At 68.3% G+C, this 17,306-nt stretch carries 16 protein-coding genes; 4 read left to right on the top strand and 12 right to left on the bottom strand.

The window, feature by feature from the left end; translation table 11 throughout:
- Positions 1–51: 51 nt before the first annotated feature.
- Positions 52–753 (bottom strand): CDP-diacylglycerol--glycerol-3-phosphate 3-phosphatidyltransferase, encoded by a 702-nt coding sequence (gene pgsA / locus KB201_RS08645; protein ID WP_065628926.1) that lies wholly within the window; start codon positions 751–753, stop codon positions 52–54.
- A 131-nt stretch (positions 754–884) separates the two neighbouring features.
- On the opposite strand from pgsA, the gene KB201_RS08640 reads away from it, so the two are divergent.
- Both KB201_RS08640 and KB201_RS08635 read left to right on the top strand, forming a co-directional pair.
- Entirely contained in the window at positions 885–1,400 is a 516-nt protein-coding gene (locus KB201_RS08640) for an amino-acid N-acetyltransferase (RefSeq protein WP_159370670.1), read from the top strand.
- Positions 1,401–1,402: 2 nt separating this feature from the next.
- A complete protein-coding gene (locus KB201_RS08635; RefSeq protein WP_068969879.1) occupies positions 1,403–1,687 on the top strand; it encodes a YciI family protein in 285 nt (94 codons plus the stop codon).
- A 40-nt stretch (positions 1,688–1,727) separates the two neighbouring features.
- On the opposite strand, the gene KB201_RS08630 is transcribed toward KB201_RS08635, so the two are convergent.
- From KB201_RS08630 to thyX, 6 genes are all read right to left on the bottom strand, one after another.
- The gene (locus tag KB201_RS08630) at positions 1,728–2,768 is read right to left on the bottom strand and encodes a TerC family protein (protein ID WP_159370669.1); all 1,041 of its coding nucleotides are present in this window, start codon (positions 2,766–2,768) and stop codon (positions 1,728–1,730) included.
- Between the two features lie 219 nt (positions 2,769–2,987).
- Positions 2,988–5,969, bottom strand: coding sequence for a DNA translocase FtsK (locus KB201_RS08625; RefSeq protein ID WP_238995067.1), 2,982 nt, complete (start codon positions 5,967–5,969; stop codon positions 2,988–2,990).
- Positions 5,970–6,048: 79 nt separating this feature from the next.
- Positions 6,049–6,681: a TIGR03085 family metal-binding protein gene (locus KB201_RS08620; RefSeq protein ID WP_058250173.1), complete on the bottom strand. Its 633-nt coding sequence runs from the start codon at positions 6,679–6,681 to the stop codon at positions 6,049–6,051.
- Positions 6,682–6,727: 46 nt separating this feature from the next.
- Positions 6,728–8,761, bottom strand: coding sequence for a ribonuclease J (locus KB201_RS08615; RefSeq protein WP_065628930.1), 2,034 nt, complete (start codon positions 8,759–8,761; stop codon positions 6,728–6,730).
- Positions 8,761–9,666 carry a 4-hydroxy-tetrahydrodipicolinate synthase gene (gene dapA / locus KB201_RS08610; protein ID WP_159370667.1) on the bottom strand — a complete coding sequence of 302 codons (906 nt, stop codon included), beginning with the start codon at positions 9,664–9,666 and terminating at the stop codon, positions 8,761–8,763. Before dapA ends, KB201_RS08615 begins: the two co-directional genes overlap by 1 nt.
- A gap of 38 nt (positions 9,667–9,704) precedes the next feature.
- On the bottom strand, positions 9,705–10,457 hold the full coding sequence (gene thyX / locus KB201_RS08605) for an FAD-dependent thymidylate synthase (protein WP_065628932.1): 753 nt from the start codon (positions 10,455–10,457) through the stop codon (positions 9,705–9,707).
- A gap of 144 nt (positions 10,458–10,601) precedes the next feature.
- Between thyX and KB201_RS08600 the strand changes: the two genes are divergently transcribed.
- Entirely contained in the window at positions 10,602–12,260 is a 1,659-nt protein-coding gene (locus KB201_RS08600; RefSeq protein WP_211538889.1) for an alkaline phosphatase, read from the top strand.
- Here the strand turns inward: KB201_RS08600 and KB201_RS08595 are convergent.
- The 4 genes from KB201_RS08595 to KB201_RS08580 all read right to left on the bottom strand — a co-directional run bounded on the left by KB201_RS08595 (position 12,257) and on the right by KB201_RS08580 (position 15,685).
- Positions 12,257–13,036 carry an HAD-IIB family hydrolase gene (locus KB201_RS08595; RefSeq protein ID WP_137808704.1) on the bottom strand — a complete coding sequence of 260 codons (780 nt, stop codon included), beginning with the start codon at positions 13,034–13,036 and terminating at the stop codon, positions 12,257–12,259. The two genes, KB201_RS08600 and KB201_RS08595, sit on opposite strands and share 4 nt — an antisense overlap.
- Before the next feature lie 62 nt (positions 13,037–13,098).
- Positions 13,099–14,328: a winged helix-turn-helix domain-containing protein gene (locus KB201_RS08590; RefSeq protein ID WP_078112289.1), complete on the bottom strand. Its 1,230-nt coding sequence runs from the start codon at positions 14,326–14,328 to the stop codon at positions 13,099–13,101.
- Positions 14,328–14,855 (bottom strand): dihydrofolate reductase, encoded by a 528-nt coding sequence (locus KB201_RS08585; protein ID WP_065628934.1) that lies wholly within the window; start codon positions 14,853–14,855, stop codon positions 14,328–14,330. The genes KB201_RS08590 and KB201_RS08585 overlap by 1 nt, the downstream gene beginning before the upstream one ends.
- Positions 14,852–15,685, bottom strand: a complete 834-nt coding sequence (locus tag KB201_RS08580; RefSeq protein ID WP_078112288.1) for a thymidylate synthase — start codon at positions 15,683–15,685, stop codon at positions 14,852–14,854. Before KB201_RS08580 ends, KB201_RS08585 begins: the two co-directional genes overlap by 4 nt.
- 108 nt (positions 15,686–15,793) lie before the next feature.
- Between KB201_RS08580 and KB201_RS08575 the strand changes: the two genes are divergently transcribed.
- On the top strand, positions 15,794–16,168 hold the full coding sequence (locus tag KB201_RS08575) for an HNH endonuclease (RefSeq protein WP_078112287.1): 375 nt from the start codon (positions 15,794–15,796) through the stop codon (positions 16,166–16,168).
- Between the two features lie 97 nt (positions 16,169–16,265).
- On the opposite strand, the gene KB201_RS08570 is transcribed toward KB201_RS08575, so the two are convergent.
- Complete coding sequence (locus KB201_RS08570) at positions 16,266–17,303, bottom strand: TrkA family potassium uptake protein (RefSeq protein ID WP_058250165.1); 1,038 nt, start codon at positions 17,301–17,303, stop codon at positions 16,266–16,268.
- Positions 17,304–17,306: the final 3 nt, after the last annotated feature.

Raw genomic sequence — 17,306 nt, 5'->3', positions numbered from 1 at the left:
GCGTCGGCACCCACGGTCGGGGCAGCACCGTCTGATCGACGATAGTCGAAGTCAGTGACCGCCGCCGGTTCCTCCCACAGCACGTCCGCGCGGTGCCACCGGCCGGGGTGCGGTCTCATCGCGATCGGACCGGACCTTGACCGCCTGCCAGGTGTAGTCCAGACCCGTGTAGATCGTCACCACCACCGCCAGTCCCATCAGGATGTCGGCGGCGAGCTGCCACGGTCCGCCGAGCGGGAGGAGGTACAGACCGATGGCGAGCGCCTGCAGCAGCGTCTTGAGCTTGCCGCCGCGGCTGGCCGGTATGACCTTGTGCCGCAACACCCAGAAACGCAGCGCCGTCACCCACACCTCGCGGGCGACGATCACCACGGTGACCCACCACGGCAGGATGCCGAGGATCGACAGCCCGACGAGGGCACCGCCGATCAGGGCCTTGTCCGCGATGGGGTCGGCCAGCTTCCCGAAGTCGGTGATCAGGCCGCGCTGCCGCGCGATCATCCCGTCGTACCGGTCGGTCAGCGCCGCGACCCCGAAGACGATCGTGGCGATCGTGCGCCACAGCGTCGACTCGCCCGACTCCATGAACAGCGCCACCAGGAACACCGGCACCAGGACGATCCGGAACACCGTGAGTGCGTTGGCGATGTTGACCACCGGCACCGGGTCCACCGGGTCGGTGATGTGGTCGGGCCCGCGGCCCACATTGGCGATGCCGTTCTCTTCGACGGCCCGCCGGATCCGGTCGGTCATGAGCTCGCTCCTGACCGCGGCGTCGTGCCGCAGTTCAGGGCAGTCCTCAAGTACACGCCCATCAGGGTATCGGCAGTCCCGAGGAACGACGTGCACAGGTCGCCCCATCGCAGAGACTAAGCTGAATTCCCATGTCCCCCGCCGATCACGTCGTCATCCGTCGTGCGCGCACCTCCGACGTCCCGCGGATCAAAGAACTGATCGACCAGTACGCCGGGAAAATCCTCCTCGAGAAGAACCTCGTCACGCTCTACGAGTCCGTCCAGGAGTTCTGGGTCGCCGACGTCGACGGCCTGGTCGTCGGTTGTGGTGCGCTGCATGTGCTCTGGGCCGATCTCGGCGAGGTCCGCACGGTCGCCGTCGACAACGCCCACGCCGGGCGCGGCATCGGCCACCTCCTCGTCGACCGGCTCATGGCGGTCGCCCGCGAACTGCAGCTCTCGCGCGTCTTCGTGCTCACGTTCGAGACGGCCTTCTTCGCGCGGCACGGTTTCGCCGAGATCCAGGGCACCCCGGTCACGCGCGAGGTGTTCGAGGAGATGTGCCGGTCCTATGACACCGGCGTCGCAGAGTTTCTCGACCTCAGTTATGTCAAACCCAACACCCTGGGCAACACCCGGATGCTGGCAACCATCGAGCAGGGGTGACCATGCCGTTCTTCGCCGTGCAGTACACCTATCGCCCCGCCAAGGCCGCCCTGCGGGATCAGCACCGGCCTTTGCACCGGGAGTGGCTCGCGGAAGAACACTCGGCGGGCAACGTGCTGATCGCCGGCCCCTATCCCGACGGGTCGGGCGCGCTCATCGTCATCCGCGCAGCCGACCTCGAGGCGGCCGAGGCATTCCTGGCCAACGACCCGTTCCAGGCGCATCAGGCCGTCGATGCCATCCGCATCGACGAGTGGACGCAGGTGTTCGGGCCGTTCCCGGGCTGATGCCACGTCCACCCGTCGGCGACGGGTGGACGTGGACGGGTCAGGAGTCCTTGGACTTCGGTGCCGGCGAGTCGGTCGTGTCGCCGGCGGATTCGACCTCCGGCGACTTCGCCATCCCGCGACTCTTGATCAGGCTGGCCACCGTGGTGATCACCAGGACACCGAGGATCACCGACAGCGACAGCCCGGTGGAGATCTCGGGGACCGCCACGTGCTCGCCACCGTTGATGAAGGACAGGGTGTTCTCGTGCAGGGCGTGGAGGACCAGCTTGACGCCGATGAAGGCCAAGATGATCGACAGGCCGATGGACAGGTACACCAGGCGGTCGAGCAGTCCGCCGATGAGGAAGAACAGCTGACGCAGACCCATCAGGGCGAACGCGTTGGCGGTGAAGACCAGGTAGGGCTCGGACGTGAGGCCGTAGATGGCCGGGATCGAGTCGAGCGCGAACAGCACGTCGGTGAAGCCGATGACGATGAGAACCATCAGCATCGGGGTCGCGAGGCGCTTGCCGTTGACGCGGGTGAACAGCTTGTCGCGGTCGTACGAGTCATGCGTGCGCAGGTAGCGCTTGACGAAGCGCTCGAGGCGCGTCTCGCGCTCCTCCTCGTGCTCGACCGGGTCGTCGCTCTCGCGGAGCAGCTTGACGGCGGTGAAGATCAGGAACGCGCCGAACAGGTAGAAGACCCAGCTGTAGGCGTTGATCGCGGCCGCACCGACGGCGATGAAGATGCCGCGCATGATGAGGGCCATCAAGATGCCGAGCAGCAGGACCTTCTGCTGGTACTCCTTGGGCACCGCGAACTTCGCCATGATGATGACGAAGACGAACAGGTTGTCCACAGACAGCGCCTTCTCGGTGACGTAACCGGCGAAGTACTCACCGCCGAAGGTCGAACCCCAGTTCCACCAGACGAACAGACCGAAGATGACGGCGAAAGCGATGTAGATCGCCGACCAGATGCCCGACTCCTTGAGCGACGGCGCGTGGGGCACGCGCACGTGGGTGAAGAAGTCGAACGCGAACAGGGCGAGGATCACCGCACAGGTGATCAGCCATACGGACAGCGAAACATCCACTTGTAACCTCCAGCAGGCAGCAAGAGCTGACGAGCCAGAGGTCTCTCCCACCGAACGGGGGCCGACGCTCCGGGTCAGGGCCGCGACGATGATCGGCATCGTTGCGAATCGTGACCGTATTGACGGAGACGCCGCTTTGGGGATACTCCCCTCATGGATCTCCGGCTACCTTATACAAACTGCAGGAAACCTGCAGAAACCGCAGGTCAGCGACCCGAGTCAGGTGCCGGAACTGTCCGTTTCGTCGCCGCCGCCGGTGATCGAGGCGATCACCCCCGCCAGATCGTGGGGCTTCACGAGCACCTCACGCGCCTTCGATCCCTCGCTGGGGCCGACCACTCCCCGCGTCTCCATCAGGTCCATGAGACGGCCGGCCTTGGCGAACCCGACCCGCAGCTTGCGCTGCAGCATCGACGTCGACCCGAACTGGCTCGACACGACCAGTTCGATCGCCTGCAGGAGATCGTCGAGGTCGTTGCCGATGTCGCTGTCGATGTCCTTTTTGTCGCCCGCCTTCGCCGCGGTGACACCCTCGGTGTACTCCGGCTCGGCCTGCTCCTTGGAGAAATCGACGACCGCGGCGATCTCCTCGTCGGTGATGTAGGCACCCTGCATGCGGATCGGCTTGTTGGCGCCCATCGGGAGGAACAGGCCGTCGCCCATGCCGATCAGCTTCTCGGCACCCGGCTGATCCAGGATGACGCGTGAGTCGGTCAGCGACGACGTCGCGAACGCCAGCCGCGACGGCACGTTGGTCTTGATCAGACCGGTGACGACATCGACCGACGGACGCTGCGTCGCGAGCACCAGATGGATGCCGGCGGCGCGCGCCTTCTGGGTGATCCGCACGATCGCGTCCTCGACGTCGCGGGGCGCGGTCATCATCAGGTCGGCGAGCTCGTCGACGATGGCCAAGATGTACGGATACGGCTTGTAGACGCGTTCGCTGCCCAGCGGGGCGGTGATGTCTCCCGACCGGACCTTCGAGTTGAAGTCGTCGATGTGGCGCACCCGCGAGGCCTTCATGTCCTGATAGCGCTGCTCCATCTCCTCGACGAGCCAGGCGAGTGCGGCAGCGGCCTTCTTCGGTTGCGTGATGATCGGCGTGATGAGGTGCGGGATTCCCTCGTACGGGGTGAGCTCGACCATCTTCGGGTCGATCAGGATCATCCGCACCTGCTCCGGCGTCGCACGGCTGAGCAGCGACACGAGCATGGAATTGACGAAGCTCGACTTGCCCGAGCCGGTCGACCCGGCGACCAGCAGGTGCGGCATCTTCGCCAGGTTGGCGCTGACGAAATCACCCTCGATGTCCTTGCCGAGCCCGATCACCAACGGATGCTTGTCCTTCCGGGTCGACGGCGAGTTCAGCACGTCGGCCAGGCGAACCATCTCACGGTCGGAGTTGGGGACCTCGATACCGACCGCGGACTTGCCGGGGATCGGCGCGAGCAGGCGCACGTTGTCCGTTGCCGCGGCGTAGGCGATGTTGCGTTGCAGCGCGGTGATCTTCTCGACCTTCACACCCGGGCCGAGTTCGATCTCGTATCGCGTGACGGTCGGCCCGCGGGTGTATCCGGTGACCGCGGCGTCGATCTTGAACTGCTCCAGCACGCCGGTCATCCGGTCGATCATGTCGTCGTTGGCGCTGCTGCCCATCTTCGGCGGATCGCCCTCGAGGAGAAGGTCGGCGGGCGGCAGGCGATAGTCCCCGTCCGCGGTGGGATCGGACGGGATGAACGCCTCGTCGTCCGACATCCCCTCGTCCGTCATCTCGTCGTCGAGATCGGGTTCGTGCCGGGGCTCCGGTTCGGGTGCGGGACGCGGCTCGGATCGCGCGGTGGCCCGCCGGGCCGGGGTGGCGCGGGTACGGGGGCTCGGCGCGATCACCTCGGTGACCTGCTGGTCGGCATCCGCGAAGTTCTCGGTGACGGCCTCCTCGAGCGGGGCGACGTCGGCGATGTCGGCGGGCTTGCGCCGCGACGTCCGTCCCGAGGTCCGCGCCGGCGCCGAATCCGGCGGGTAGTTGTCGTACGGGTTCGACGAGTACGGCCGACGCCGGGACCGCGACTCGAGCGCACCGGAGTCCCAGGGATCCGACTCGGCGCTGTCGGTCTCGGTATCGGGGTCGTCGAAATCCGGATCGTCGTAGTTCTCGGCGTCGGCATCCCACTCGTCGTCGTCCCAGGGCGCGTCGTCGCCTCGTCCGACGCCCAGCCCGAGGTAACCGGCGGCGGCGTCCACGACCTCGCGGACGGTTCGGCCGCTGAGGATGAGTACGCCGAATGCCATGCACAACAACAGGATCGGCACCGAGACCCACGCGGTGACACCCGCGGTCAACGGTGTGCCCACCGCGAAGCCGACGAACCCGGCCGCGCCGGACCGTCCGGGCAGGTCGACCGGCGCGCCGGCGACGAGGTGCATCAGACCGAGCAGCGGAAGGATCACCAGGAACCCACCCGACAGGTAGCGGCCGCGTCGCTCCGGGGCGGCCGGCCGTCGCATCAGGACCACTGCCAGCGCGAGGAGACCGACCGGCACGAGCACGGCCGCCGACCCGATGACCGCGCGGATGAGGGCCTCGATGAAGGCGCCCACCGGACCCGCCGCACCGAACCACACACTGGCGCCGACGAGCAGACCGAAGGCGAGGAGACCGAGTGCTGTCCCGTCCCGCCGATGGCTGTGACCGCCGGGCCGGGGTCGACCGTTGCCGTCGGACCCGTCGTCGAACTCCTCGAAGTCCGGGTCGGTGTCGTCGATGTCGTCGAACTCTCCGACGACTTCGGTGCGCGGTCCGCGGCCGACGCCCGAGCCCGCCCGGGCGGCGCTGCCGACGCCCCGCGCGAACAACGACCATCCGGCACCGATGCCCTTGCCCACCGCGGACGCCCCTGCCGCGGCGACGGAACGACGATGCAGGTCCACCGACTCCGCTGGTGCAGCGGACCGGGAACTCTTCCGCGATGCCCCGGCCTTCGACCTCGTCGAGGCACCGGCGCCCGTCTGACGACGCGAACCACCGCTCTTCGAACCGCCGCTCTTCGAACCGTCACCCGTCGAGCGGCGAGCGGCGGTCGAACTCCCTCGAGCCGAACTCGCCCGCCCCGAACCACCGCGAGCGGATCCACCGCGCGTGGAACCAGCAGCGCCGCGCGCGGAGGACGCGCGTGTACCCGTGCTTGCTTTCGAAGCCATACCGACAGACTAGTGGGCAGCGGTCACATCAGTCACACGGGCAACACAGACAACGAATGCGTGTCGAAGTTGTGATCGCTCAGAGGCCGCGCGAACTCTCGCGGACGCCCGTGATCGCGGCGGCGTCACCGGCGAATGTGACGTCGACCGGTGTACGGCCGAACGCGAACAGCACCAGCTCACCGACACGACCGGTCACGATGACGTCGTCACCCGATCCCGCCGTCACCAGATCCTCGCCGTCCGGGGTGCGCAGGGTCACGCGGGCCGGGACCTTCTTGAGCGTCATCCGGCCCATCGACTTGGCCGGCGTGCGCAACTCCGCCTCGAGTTCGGGGGCCAGCGACCGGGGCGTCCACGGCCCGTCGGGGTCGGCGCCGCCACGCAGGACGTCTTCGTGGTGGACGAACATCTCGGCCAGGTTGGCGAATCGGTCGACCAGCTTGAACGGCGAGTAGACCGGCGGCCCCGAGGCGAGCAACGCCAGTTGGGCATCCCAGTCCTTCGACGTCGCCTGGGCCCGCACCTTCTCGGTGTGGCCGGCGAAAGCCGGGATGAGGATGCCCGGCCCGGTGTCCGGGCGTCGTTCCCGGACCACGAGATGCGCCAACAGATCGCGGGTGGTCCAGCCCTCACACAAGGTGGGCGCGTCGGGGCCCACCTTTCGAAGGGTCTCGACGAGGGCTGCTCTTTCCTTCTGCGCTCCGGTCACACGACCACGGTAGCGACAACGCCGTGGTCTCGTTCCTCGACGCCGGTCAGTCCCCAACCGCGATGACCGTCGGCACGATCATCGGACGGCGACGATAGGCGGTCGACACCCAGCGCCCGACCGCACGGCGAATCCCCTGGGCGATCCGGTGCGTGTCGGAGACACCCTCGGCCGCCAGCGAATCCAGCGTCTGGTTGACGATGTCCGCCGCCTCCTTGAGCGCGTCCGGGTCGTCGGAGAAACCGCGTCCGGAGACCTCGGGTGTGCTCACCGCACGGCCCGTCGTCACGTCCACGGCGACGGTGATGGCGATGAAGCCACCCTCCCCCAGCACGAGCCGTTCGGAGAGCGTCGACTCCCCCACGTCGCCGACCGAGAGGCCGTCGACGTAGACGTGCCCGACCGGAACCCGTCCGACGATGTCGGCGCGACCGTCGACGAGGTCGACCACCACGCCGTCCTCGGCGAGGACGACCCGGTCCTCGGGCACACCGGTCGCTACCGCGAGCGCGGCGTTGGCGCGCAGGTGCCGCCATTCGCCGTGCACGGGCATCGCATTCGAGGGGCGCACCGCGTTGTAGAGGTAGAGCAGCTCACCGGCCGAGGCGTGGCCCGAGACATGGACCTTCGCACTCTGCTGGGTGATGACGGTCGCGCCGCGCTTGGCCAGCCCGTTGACGACGGCGAACACCGAGTTCTCGTTGCCGGGGATGAGCGAGGACGCCAGCACGACGAGGTCGTCGGCCCGGATGTTGATCTGCCGGTGCTCTCCGCGCGCCATCCGGGAGAGCGCGGACAGCGGCTCGCCCTGCGAGCCGGTGGAGATCAGCACGACGCGGTGGTCGGGCAGGGTTGCCGCGGTGTCGAGATCGACGACGACGCCGTCGGGTACCGAGAGGTAGCCGAGATCCTGCGCGATCTGCATGTTGCGCACCATCGAACGGCCGACGAAGGTGACCCGCCGATTGTGGGTGTGCGCCACGTCGATGATCTGCTGGATGCGATGGACGTGGCTCGCGAACGACGCCACGATGACCCTCTGTGTGGCCTTGCCGATGACCTGGTCGAGCACCCCGCCGATCTGACGTTCCGGGGTCACGAAACCGGGCACCTCGGCGTTGGTCGAGTCCACCAGGAACAGGTCGACGCCCTCATCGCCGAGGCGGCTGAACCCGGCGAGGTCGGTGAGCCGGCCGTCGAGGGGCAGCTGGTCGAGCTTGATGTCGCCGGTGTGCAGCACGACGCCGGCGGGGGTCCGGATCGCGACGGCCAGGGCGTCCGGGATCGAGTGGTTGACGGCGAAGTACTCGCACTCGAACGGGCCGTGCGAGGTCTTCTGACCTTCGACGACCTCGACGAGCTTGGGTCGCAGGCGATGCTCGCGACACTTGGCCTCGACCAGGGCGAGCGTGAACTTCGCGCCGATCACCGGGATGTCGCTGCGTAGCCGGAGCAGGAACGGCAGAGCGCCGATGTGGTCCTCGTGGCCGTGGGTCAGGATCACCGCGTCGACGTCGTCCATGCGGTCTTCGATGTAGCGGAAGTCCGGCAGGATCAGGTCGACGCCCGGCTGGGCGTCCTCGGGGAAGAGCACACCGCAGTCGACGATCAGCAGACGGCCGTTGTATTCGAAGACGGTCATGTTGCGGCCGATCTCGCCGATCCCGCCGAGCGCCACCACGCGCAGACCACCCTTGGGCAGTCGGCGGGGTGTGCCCAGTCGGTCGACAGGGGCCGGGGTTGCCGGTTCGGGCCGGCGGCCGCCGCGGGCGTCGCCGCGCTCGTGGCGGGGGCGACGGGTGTTCGACGCGGGACTCGCCGGACGCTTGGCCGCGTGCTTCGGCGAGTTCGCGTCGGACTTCGGTTCCGATGATCCGGTCCGCTCGGCTCGCGCGCGCCGGGGTTGCCGTGCCTTCGAGGTCACCTCGACGGGCTCGGCGGACGGGGTGGGCTCGGCGGGCGGGGTCGGCTCGGCGGGGGGCGGACTCGGCGGGCCGGCCTTGCGGGCGGCAGCCCGGCGTCGGGTCCGGGGGCGGACGGTGCCGGCGGTGTCGTTGCCGGTGGTGTCGTTGTCGGTCATCAGATCAGCACACCCGCCGCGCGCAGATCCACGATCAGTTCCTCGATCTGCGCCGGGTTCGCGGGCACCTGCGGCAGGCGCGGGTCGCCGACCTCCAGCCCGAGGATGCGCAGTGCCGCCTTCACCATCGTGACCCCGCCGAGGCGCCCCATGGCGTTGACCAGCGGCAGCATCGAGGTGTTGATCGCGCGGGCGGTCGGCAGATCGCCCTTCTCGACAGCGATCTGCATGTCGCGCAGGCGATCCGGGACGAGGTGGCCGATGACGCTGACATAACCGGTCGCGCCGATCGACAGCCACGGCAGGTTGAGTGCGTCCTCGCCGGACAGGTACTCCAGGCTGGTGCTGGCGATCAGGCCGGCCGCCGAGTGCAGGTCGCCCTTGGCGTCCTTCACCCCGCGGATGTTGGGGTGTTCGGCCAGGGCGAGCATCGTCTCGTTCATGATCGGGACCACCGATCGCGGCGGGATGTCGTAGAGCAGCACCGGCAGCGCGGTGGCGTCGGCGACGGTCCGAAAGTGCGCGAGGAGCCCGGCCTGCGGCGGCTTCGAGTAGTACGGGGTCACCACGAGGAGCGCGTGCGCACCGATCTTCTCGGACTCGATCGCGAACCGGACGCTCTCGGCGGTGTCGTAACTGCCTGCGCCCTGGGTGATCCGGGCCCGGTCGCCCACCGCGTCGAGGACCACCCGCAGCAACTCGAGCTTCTCCGGCACGGTGGTGGTCGGCGATTCACCGGTGGTGCCGGACACGACCAGCCCGTCACATCCCTTGGCGACCAGATGGTCGGCGAGGACGGCGGCCTTGTCCAGATCGAGGCTTCCGTCCGGGCGGAAGGGGGTGACCATCGCAACCACGTTCGTCCCGAAGGGATGCTCGTGCAGCGGTTCCTGGACTGCGTTCATGGTGCTCAAGGCTACCGCCTCCCTGTTGGTGACGATCCTCACCCTTCCAGCACGAATGGTGAGGTGGCGACCTCGGTCCCGTCGGCCAGGGTGCCGATCTCGAAATCGCCGAACACGGTGGGCGCCACCCGCATCAACTGGCGTAGACACTCCACCGCGAGCTGGCGGATCTCGACGTCGGCGTGCTCGGTGGCGCGCATGCCGACGAAGTGCCGCCAGGCGCGATGGTTGCCGGTGACGACGATCTTTGTCTCGGTGGCGTTCGGCAGTACGGAGCGAGCGGCCTGACGTGCCTGTTTCCGACGCAGGATGGCGTTGGGGACGTCGGCGAACTTCGCCTCCAGCGCCGCGAGGAGCTCGGTGTAGGCCGCCCGGCTCGCGTCGGTCGCCGCGGTGAAGAGGTCCTCGAGCTCCGGGTCGCCCACGATCGCCGGCGGCGCCACGACGTTGGAGTCGTGCTCGGGCACGAACCGCTGGGACAGTTGCGAGTACGAGAAGTGGCGGTGCCGGATCAGTTCGTGGGTGCACGAGCGGGAGATGCCGCTGATGTAGAACGTCACCGATGCGTGTTCGAGCAGCGACAGGTGCCCGACCTCGAGGATGTGCCGCAGGTAGCCGGCATTGGTGGCGGTACGCGGGTTCGGCTTGTCCCAGCTCTGGTAGCACGCCCGGCCGGCGAACTCGACCAACGCCTCACCGCCCTCGGCGTCGGTGCTCCACGGCACGTCTCCCGGCGGGGTGAACTGGGTCATCGCCACCATCTGCACCTTCAGCGGCACCAATTCGGACACGCATGTCTCCTGTCGTCCGTCGCGGCCACACGTCCGCGTGCCGCGCGGTATCCGATTCTCCCCCACCACGTGAGTACCGCACCGTCGGGCTCCGCCCGCGGTAGAGTCCCTGCAGGCGTGGGCGAGTACCCGGGGGTGGATGCGATGACGACGCGACGCGACTTCCTGCGCACGGGTGCGGTCGTGACCGGTGCGGCGCTCGCCTCCCCCGCCGTCGTCGCCCAGGGCGCGCCGCGGTCGCCCGGGCCCCCGTCGGCGGCAGTGTTCCGCCACGGCGTCGCGTCCGGCGACCCGCTCCCCGACGCCGTCGTCCTCTGGACCCGCATCACCCCGACCCCGGCTGCGACACCCGGTTCCGGCCTGGGGCCGCAGAGCCTCGTCCGCTGGGAGATCGCCCGGGACCCCGGCTTCGGCGCCGTCGTGGCCGCGGGCGAGGTGCGGACGTCCGCCGACTCCGACCATACGGTGAAGATCGACGCGTCGGGTCTGGCGCCGCGCACCTGGTACCACTACCGCTTCACGGTGCTGTCCGGACCCGCCACCGGCGCGGTGTCGCCCGTCGGTCGCACGTGCACCGCCCCCGCAACGGGTGCCGACGTCGCGAAGATCCGTTTCGGCGTCGTGTCGTGTGCCAACTGGGAGGCCGGATACTTCGCCGCCTACCGGCATCTGGCCGCGCAGCCGGCACTCGACGCGGTGGTCCACCTGGGCGACTATTTCTACGAGTACGAGACCGGGCGATACACCGGCAAGACCGGAACCGTCCGGCCGCACGACCCCCGCCACGAGATCGTCACCCTGCGCGACTACCGGACACGCCACGCGCAGTACAAGACCGACCCCGACCTCGCCCGGCTGCACCGGAACCTGCCGTTTATCTGCATCTGGGACGACCACGAGTCGTCGAACGACTCGTGGTCGGGCGGGGCGGAGAACCATCAGGCGGGCGAGGGCTCCTGGGCCGCACGGCGCACCGCCGCGCTGCGCGCGTACGCCGAGTGGATGCCGATCCGCCCCGCCGTCGACACCGCGGGCCGGCACCTGTTCCGCAGGCTCCGCTTCGGCCGTCTGCTCGAGTTGTCCATGCTGGATCTGCGCTCCTACCGCGACCTGCAGGTCAGCGCCCGGTCGGCGGCCATCGACGATCCCGCCCGCTCGATCCTCGGCCGGGCACAGATGTCGTGGCTGACCAATGGACTCACGTCGTCGGAGACCCGCTGGAAGATCGTCGGCAACCCGGTGATGATCGCCCCGGTGCTGATCCCCCCGCTGGATCCGCAGACAACCGGCGCGGTCACCGCACTGCTCGGCATCCCGCGCGAGGGCATCCCGTACAACGCCGACCAGTGGGACGGTTACGCCGCCGATCGTCGACGTCTCCTCGAATCGCTGCGCCGCAATCGCGTCGACAACGTCGTCTTCATCACCGGTGACATCCACTCGTCGTGGGCGTGCGACATCCCGGCCGACCCGGCGAACTATCCCGGCGGCGGGAGTGTCGCAACGGAATTGGTCGGCACCTCGATCACGTCGACCAACATCGACGACATGCTGAACGTGCCCGCCAACACCGCCGGGGTCGCGGTGTCCTCGGCCTTCGCGGCCACGAACCACCACGTGCGCTGGAGCGAGTTCGACGCGCACGGGTATTCGGTCCTGACCGTGACGCCGGCGGCGACGCAGATGGACTGGTACTTCGTGCACGACAAGACGAATCCGCGCTCCGGCCAGTATTACGCGAGGTCTTACCGGGTCGCGAACGGCACCCAGCGGGTCGTACCGGCGGGCGGGCCGGTCGACTAGCTGCCCGTCTCGACCTGATCCAGCAGCGCCGACAGCTTCGCGTGGGTGTCGGGCCAGCCGTGGACGGCGATAGACGTGATGCCCAGAGCCTTGACCGGGTAGTCGTTGCCGCCCTCGTCGAGCCGGTCGCCGAAGAACAGGATGTCGCTGGTGCTGAGGCCGAGGATGTCCATCAACTTCAGTGCGCCGTAAGCTTTGTCGATGCCCTTCTTGGTGACGTCCACCGACGTCGACCCGCCGCTGCGCACCTCGAGGTCGGGAAGTCGCTCGGCGGCGTAGGCACGCAGGGACTCTTTCTTCGCTCCGTCGGGGTCCCAGGCCGCCTTCGCGTCGACGGGCGCCTTCTGCCCCAGCGCGCTGAAGGTGATCTGGCTGCCGCGGTCCTCGAGGATGTCACCCCACGTCTCGCTCTCCCACAGACCCAGTTCTTTGGCGCCGGTCTCGAGCACGTCGAGCGTGCGCTGCTTCTCGTCGTCGGTGAGGAACTCCGCGTAGACCGTCTCCCAGTCGTTCCCGGACCACCGCACGTACTGCGTTCCGCACGTCGGCATGAGGTGGAGGTTGGCGACGCTGTCGAAGTTGCCGAGCCGCGCGAGAACCTGCTTCTCGAACTGGGTGAAGTTGCCGCCGGAGATGATGCAGCCCAGGCTCACGTCGAGCATCCGCCGCAACAGATCGACCATCTGGTCGTCGAGCGGGCTCTTCGACGGGGCCAGGGTGTCGTCGAGATCGAACATCACCAATCGGTAGTCGTTGCCCTCATACGACACGGTCATCGCTTCGTCTCCCATCGCTGTCGTGAACTTTCGATCCTCAGCATCGCATCACTCGGGGTGAGTCACGCGACGTGCAGCACCCGTTGCAGGTCGGGCGCCAGGTCGCCGCGTCCGGACACGACGACTTCGTCGAGGTCCTGCCAGCCGGCGAAGCTCCGCAGATCCGCGGACAGCCGTTCGGCGACGAGGCCTCGGGAACGACCCGGCTCGCAGTATGCCCCGAGCACCTGCAGGGTGCGGTTCTTGCGGTCGGCCTTCAGGTCCACGCGCGCGGCGATGTCGGTGCCCAGCAGATACGGCAGCACGTAATAGCCGTGCACGCGTTTGTGTTCGGGCACATAGATCTCGATGCGGTAGTGGAAGTCGAAGAGTCGTTCGGCGCGGGGGCGGAAGAACACGAGCGGGTCGAACGGCGACAGGATCGCCGAGGCGTCGACGCGCCGCGGAATCACTGCGCCGGCGGCCAGGTAGGCCGGGTCGCGCCAGCCGTCCACGGAGATCTCCTGCAGCCCACCGTCCTCGACGAGTTCGGCGACCGCCGGCCGCGCGTCGGCCGGCCGGAGCCGGTAGTAGTCGGCCAGATCGGCCACGGTGGCGACACCGAGCGCCTGGGCGGCACGGCTGACGAGTTCACTGTGCGCCTGCCCACGGTCGGGTCGCAGCGCGACGATGTCCGCGCCGACGATCCGTTCGGTGAGGTCGTAGTGCCGCACGAAGTTCCCGTTGCGGACCGCCGACAGGTCACCGGCGGCGAACATGGCCTCGCACAGGTGCTTGACCTCACCGCGCTGCCACCAGCTCCCGGCTGCACCGGGTTCACGTTCGATGCCCAGTTCCGCTTCGATGGCACGGGGCGTGGTCGCGCCGACCGCCTCGATCACGGCCCGGATGTCGCCGACCAGAGAACGGTTGCGACGCATCACGTCTCGCGTGTGCCGATACCGACCGTCGGCGAAGTCGTCCATCCGCCATCGGAAGAGGGGCCAGTCGGGTACCGGGATCAGCGCCGCTTCGTGGGCCCAGTACTCGACGAGTAGCCGCCGACCGCGCCCGGGCTGCCACGCGGCGCGGTGCAACAGGTCGGGATCGTAGGCACCCAGGCGAGAGAACAGCGGCATGAAGTGCGCACGCGCGGCAATGTTGACCGAGTCCATCTGCAGCAGCCGCGTCCGGCCGACGACGCGCTTCAGGTGTGCCATGGTGGGCGCGGCGGCGGGCCGGCGGTCGGTGAAACCCTGTGCGGCGAGCGCGATTCGACGCGCCTGCGCGATCGAGAGACGATCCGGCGCCATCAGCCCTGCCGAGCGCGCCGATAGTCGACGAAGCGGTACCCGATGCCGCTCGTCGAGGTCTGCCACTCACCGCGATGTGCCAAAGCCCACTCGTCGGTGATCTCCGGGGCGAACGCGTCGGCGCCGTCGACCTCGACGTCGATCTCCGTGACACACAGTTCGGTGGCGAATTCCATTGCCAAGCGGTAGATCTCGCCGCCGCCGATGATTCCGACCCGTTCGCCACCGGCCAGCTCGAGCGCCTCGGCGACCGATCCCGCGACCGACGCGCCGTCGGCCGACCAGCTCGCGTCGCGGGTGACGACCACATTGGCGCGACCGGGCAGCGGCCGAAATCGCGGCGGCAGCGAATCCCATGTCTTGCGGCCCATGACAACCGGGTGCCCGACCGTCAGTTCCTTGAACCGCGCCACATCTTCGGGGACCCGCCACGGGATCGTGTTGTCCCGGCCGATCGCCCCGCCGCGTCCCTGTGCCCACACCAGGCGCACCTCACGCGAGCCCTCCCCCGCGAGGTCGGACGTCACACCGCCACCGGGGCTTTGATCCCGGGATGGGACCGGTAGTCGACGATGGCGATGTCGTCGTACTCGTAGTCGAAGATCGAATCCCGTTTGCGCAGTTCGAGTTTCGGGTACGGGTACGGGTCGCGAGACAGTTGCAACGTCACCTGCTCGACGTGGTTGTCGTAGATGTGGCAGTCGCCGCCGGTCCACACGAACTCGCCGACCTCGAGGCCCGCCTGCTGGGCCATCATGTGCGTCAGCAGCGCATACGACGCGATGTTGAACGGTACTCCCAGGAACAGGTCGGCGCTGCGCTGGTACAGCTGGCACGACAGTTTGCCGTCGGCGACGTAGAACTGAAAGAACGCGTGGCAGGGCGGCAGTGCCATCTGCGGGATCTCCCCCACGTTCCATGCGGACACGATGTTCCGGCGCGAATCGGGGTTGGTCTTGAGCAGGTCGAGGGCGGCCGCGATCTGGTCGATGTGCTCGCCGGACGGTGTCGGCCAGCTCCGCCATTGCACGCCGTAGACGGGTCCGAGTTCACCGTTCTCGTCGGCCCACTCATCCCAGATCGAGACCCCGCGCTCCTGCAGCCATCGGACGTTGGAGTCGCCGCGCAGGAACCAAAGCAACTCGTAGACGATCGACTTCAGATGCACCTTCTTGGTGGTGATCAGCGGGAAACCCTCGGCGAGGTCGTAGCGCAATTGCCTGCCGAAGAGGCTGCGCGTCCCGGTGCCGGTGCGGTCGGCCTTTGGTGTCCCGGTCTCCATGACGAGGCTCAGCAGGTCCTCGTACGGAGTCGGGATGGTCCCGGTCGATGACATGTCGCGGATGGCCGTGCTCACGGGTGCCAGTCTAGGCAAAGCAGTAGTCGCACCGCCGGGCGCACGACACGGCCCCGACTCGGCCTGTGACGGCTGTGACACGTGTGATCCGAGCGGTAGGCTCCTCCCGTGGCCACCCGCAGCACCACCCGCGCCAATCGGTACGCGAAGCGTCGTCGCAAGCGTGTTGCCGCCCGCGACAACGACCTCACCGACGCCCAGTGGCTCGCGCTGCAGGAGGCCTGGGGTGGGTGCGCGTATTGCGGCGCGGTGGGCGTCGCCCTCCAGCGCGACTGCATGCTGGCCATCTCCCGCGGCGGCCGGTACACCGTCGCCAACGTCGTGCCGTGCTGCGGTTCGTGCAATGCGAGCAAGTGCAACTCCGAGGTCACGACGTGGATGCGGCGGAAGAAGCTGGACGAGAAGGCGTTCCTGGTCCGGCAATTCGAGGTGAGCAGCGCGCTCGCCGCCGCCGTCGACCCGGCCGCCGGCGAGGACGAGTGATCAGCCGGCTCGCGCTGCGCGTCGTACTCGTCCGGGTGAGGACCGGTGACGACATCAAACGTCGGATCACGCCGCGGTTCTCACCGAGTCACCGCGGTCACTGCGCCGAGTTGCGGGCGATGATCAGTTTGTCCGTGCTGCGCAGCGGTCCCGGCGATTCGAGGGTGCGACTCAGCGTGCCGTCACGGACGATCCCGATCACGTCGTCCGGCAGGTCCTGCGGCTCTCGTCCGATCTCGCCGGAGGTGACGGCGCGCTCGCGGATGGCCAGTCCGGTGGCCGGGGTGAGCAGATCCTCGATGACGTCGACGACGTGCGGAGTCCGTGTCGCGATGCCCATGAGCCGCCCGGCGGTCGCTGCCGAGACGACGACCGAGTCCGCTCCGGATCTCCGTAACAGGGCGGCGTTGTCCGCATCACGGGCCGCGGTGACGATTCTCGCGGAGGGGTTGAGTTGCCGTGCGGTCAGCGTGATGAGGACCGCGGTGGCGTCTCGGTGGGCACCGATCAACACGGTGCGCGCGTCGTCGACCTTGGCAAGGGCCAGCACCTCCCGCCGTGTGGCGTCACCTCGTACGGCCACCACGCCGAGCGCTTCGGCCGCCTCGAGCGGTTCCGGTTCCGAGTCGACCACGACGATCTGCGATCGGTCGACACCGGCATCGAGCAGCGCGTGGGCGGCGCTGCGTCCCTTTGTGCCGAAACCGACGATGACATGGTGGTCACGGAGCTGCTGCCGCCACCGCTGGATACGCAAGGCCTGCCGGGAACGCTCCGTCAGGACCTCGAGGGTGGTCCCGATCAGCACGACCAGGAACAACACCCGGAGCGGCGTGATCACGAAGACGTTGATGGCCCGGGCCTCGGCGGTGATCGGCGCGATGTCGCCGTAACCGGTCGTCGACAGTGACACCGTGACGTAGTAGAAGCTGTCGAGCAGCGTGAGCGGTTCGTCCGTGGAGTTGGTGTACCCGTCTCGGTCGAGGTAGACCACGAACGCGGCGATGCAGATGACGGTGACCGCGATGGCAACCCGCCGTCCGATGGCGCGCAACGGGTTCTGCGCGCGCTCGGGGACGGTGATCACGCCGACCGCGAGGTTCTCCTCGCCCTTGGGCCGCCGGCTCAGGAACATGCC

The sequence above is a fragment of the Gordonia sp. SCSIO 19800 genome, assembly GCF_018132775.1.
Classification (GTDB): Bacteria; Actinomycetota; Actinomycetes; order Mycobacteriales; family Mycobacteriaceae; genus Gordonia; species Gordonia hongkongensis.
This window is presented reverse-complemented; position numbering and strand designations above follow the sequence as displayed.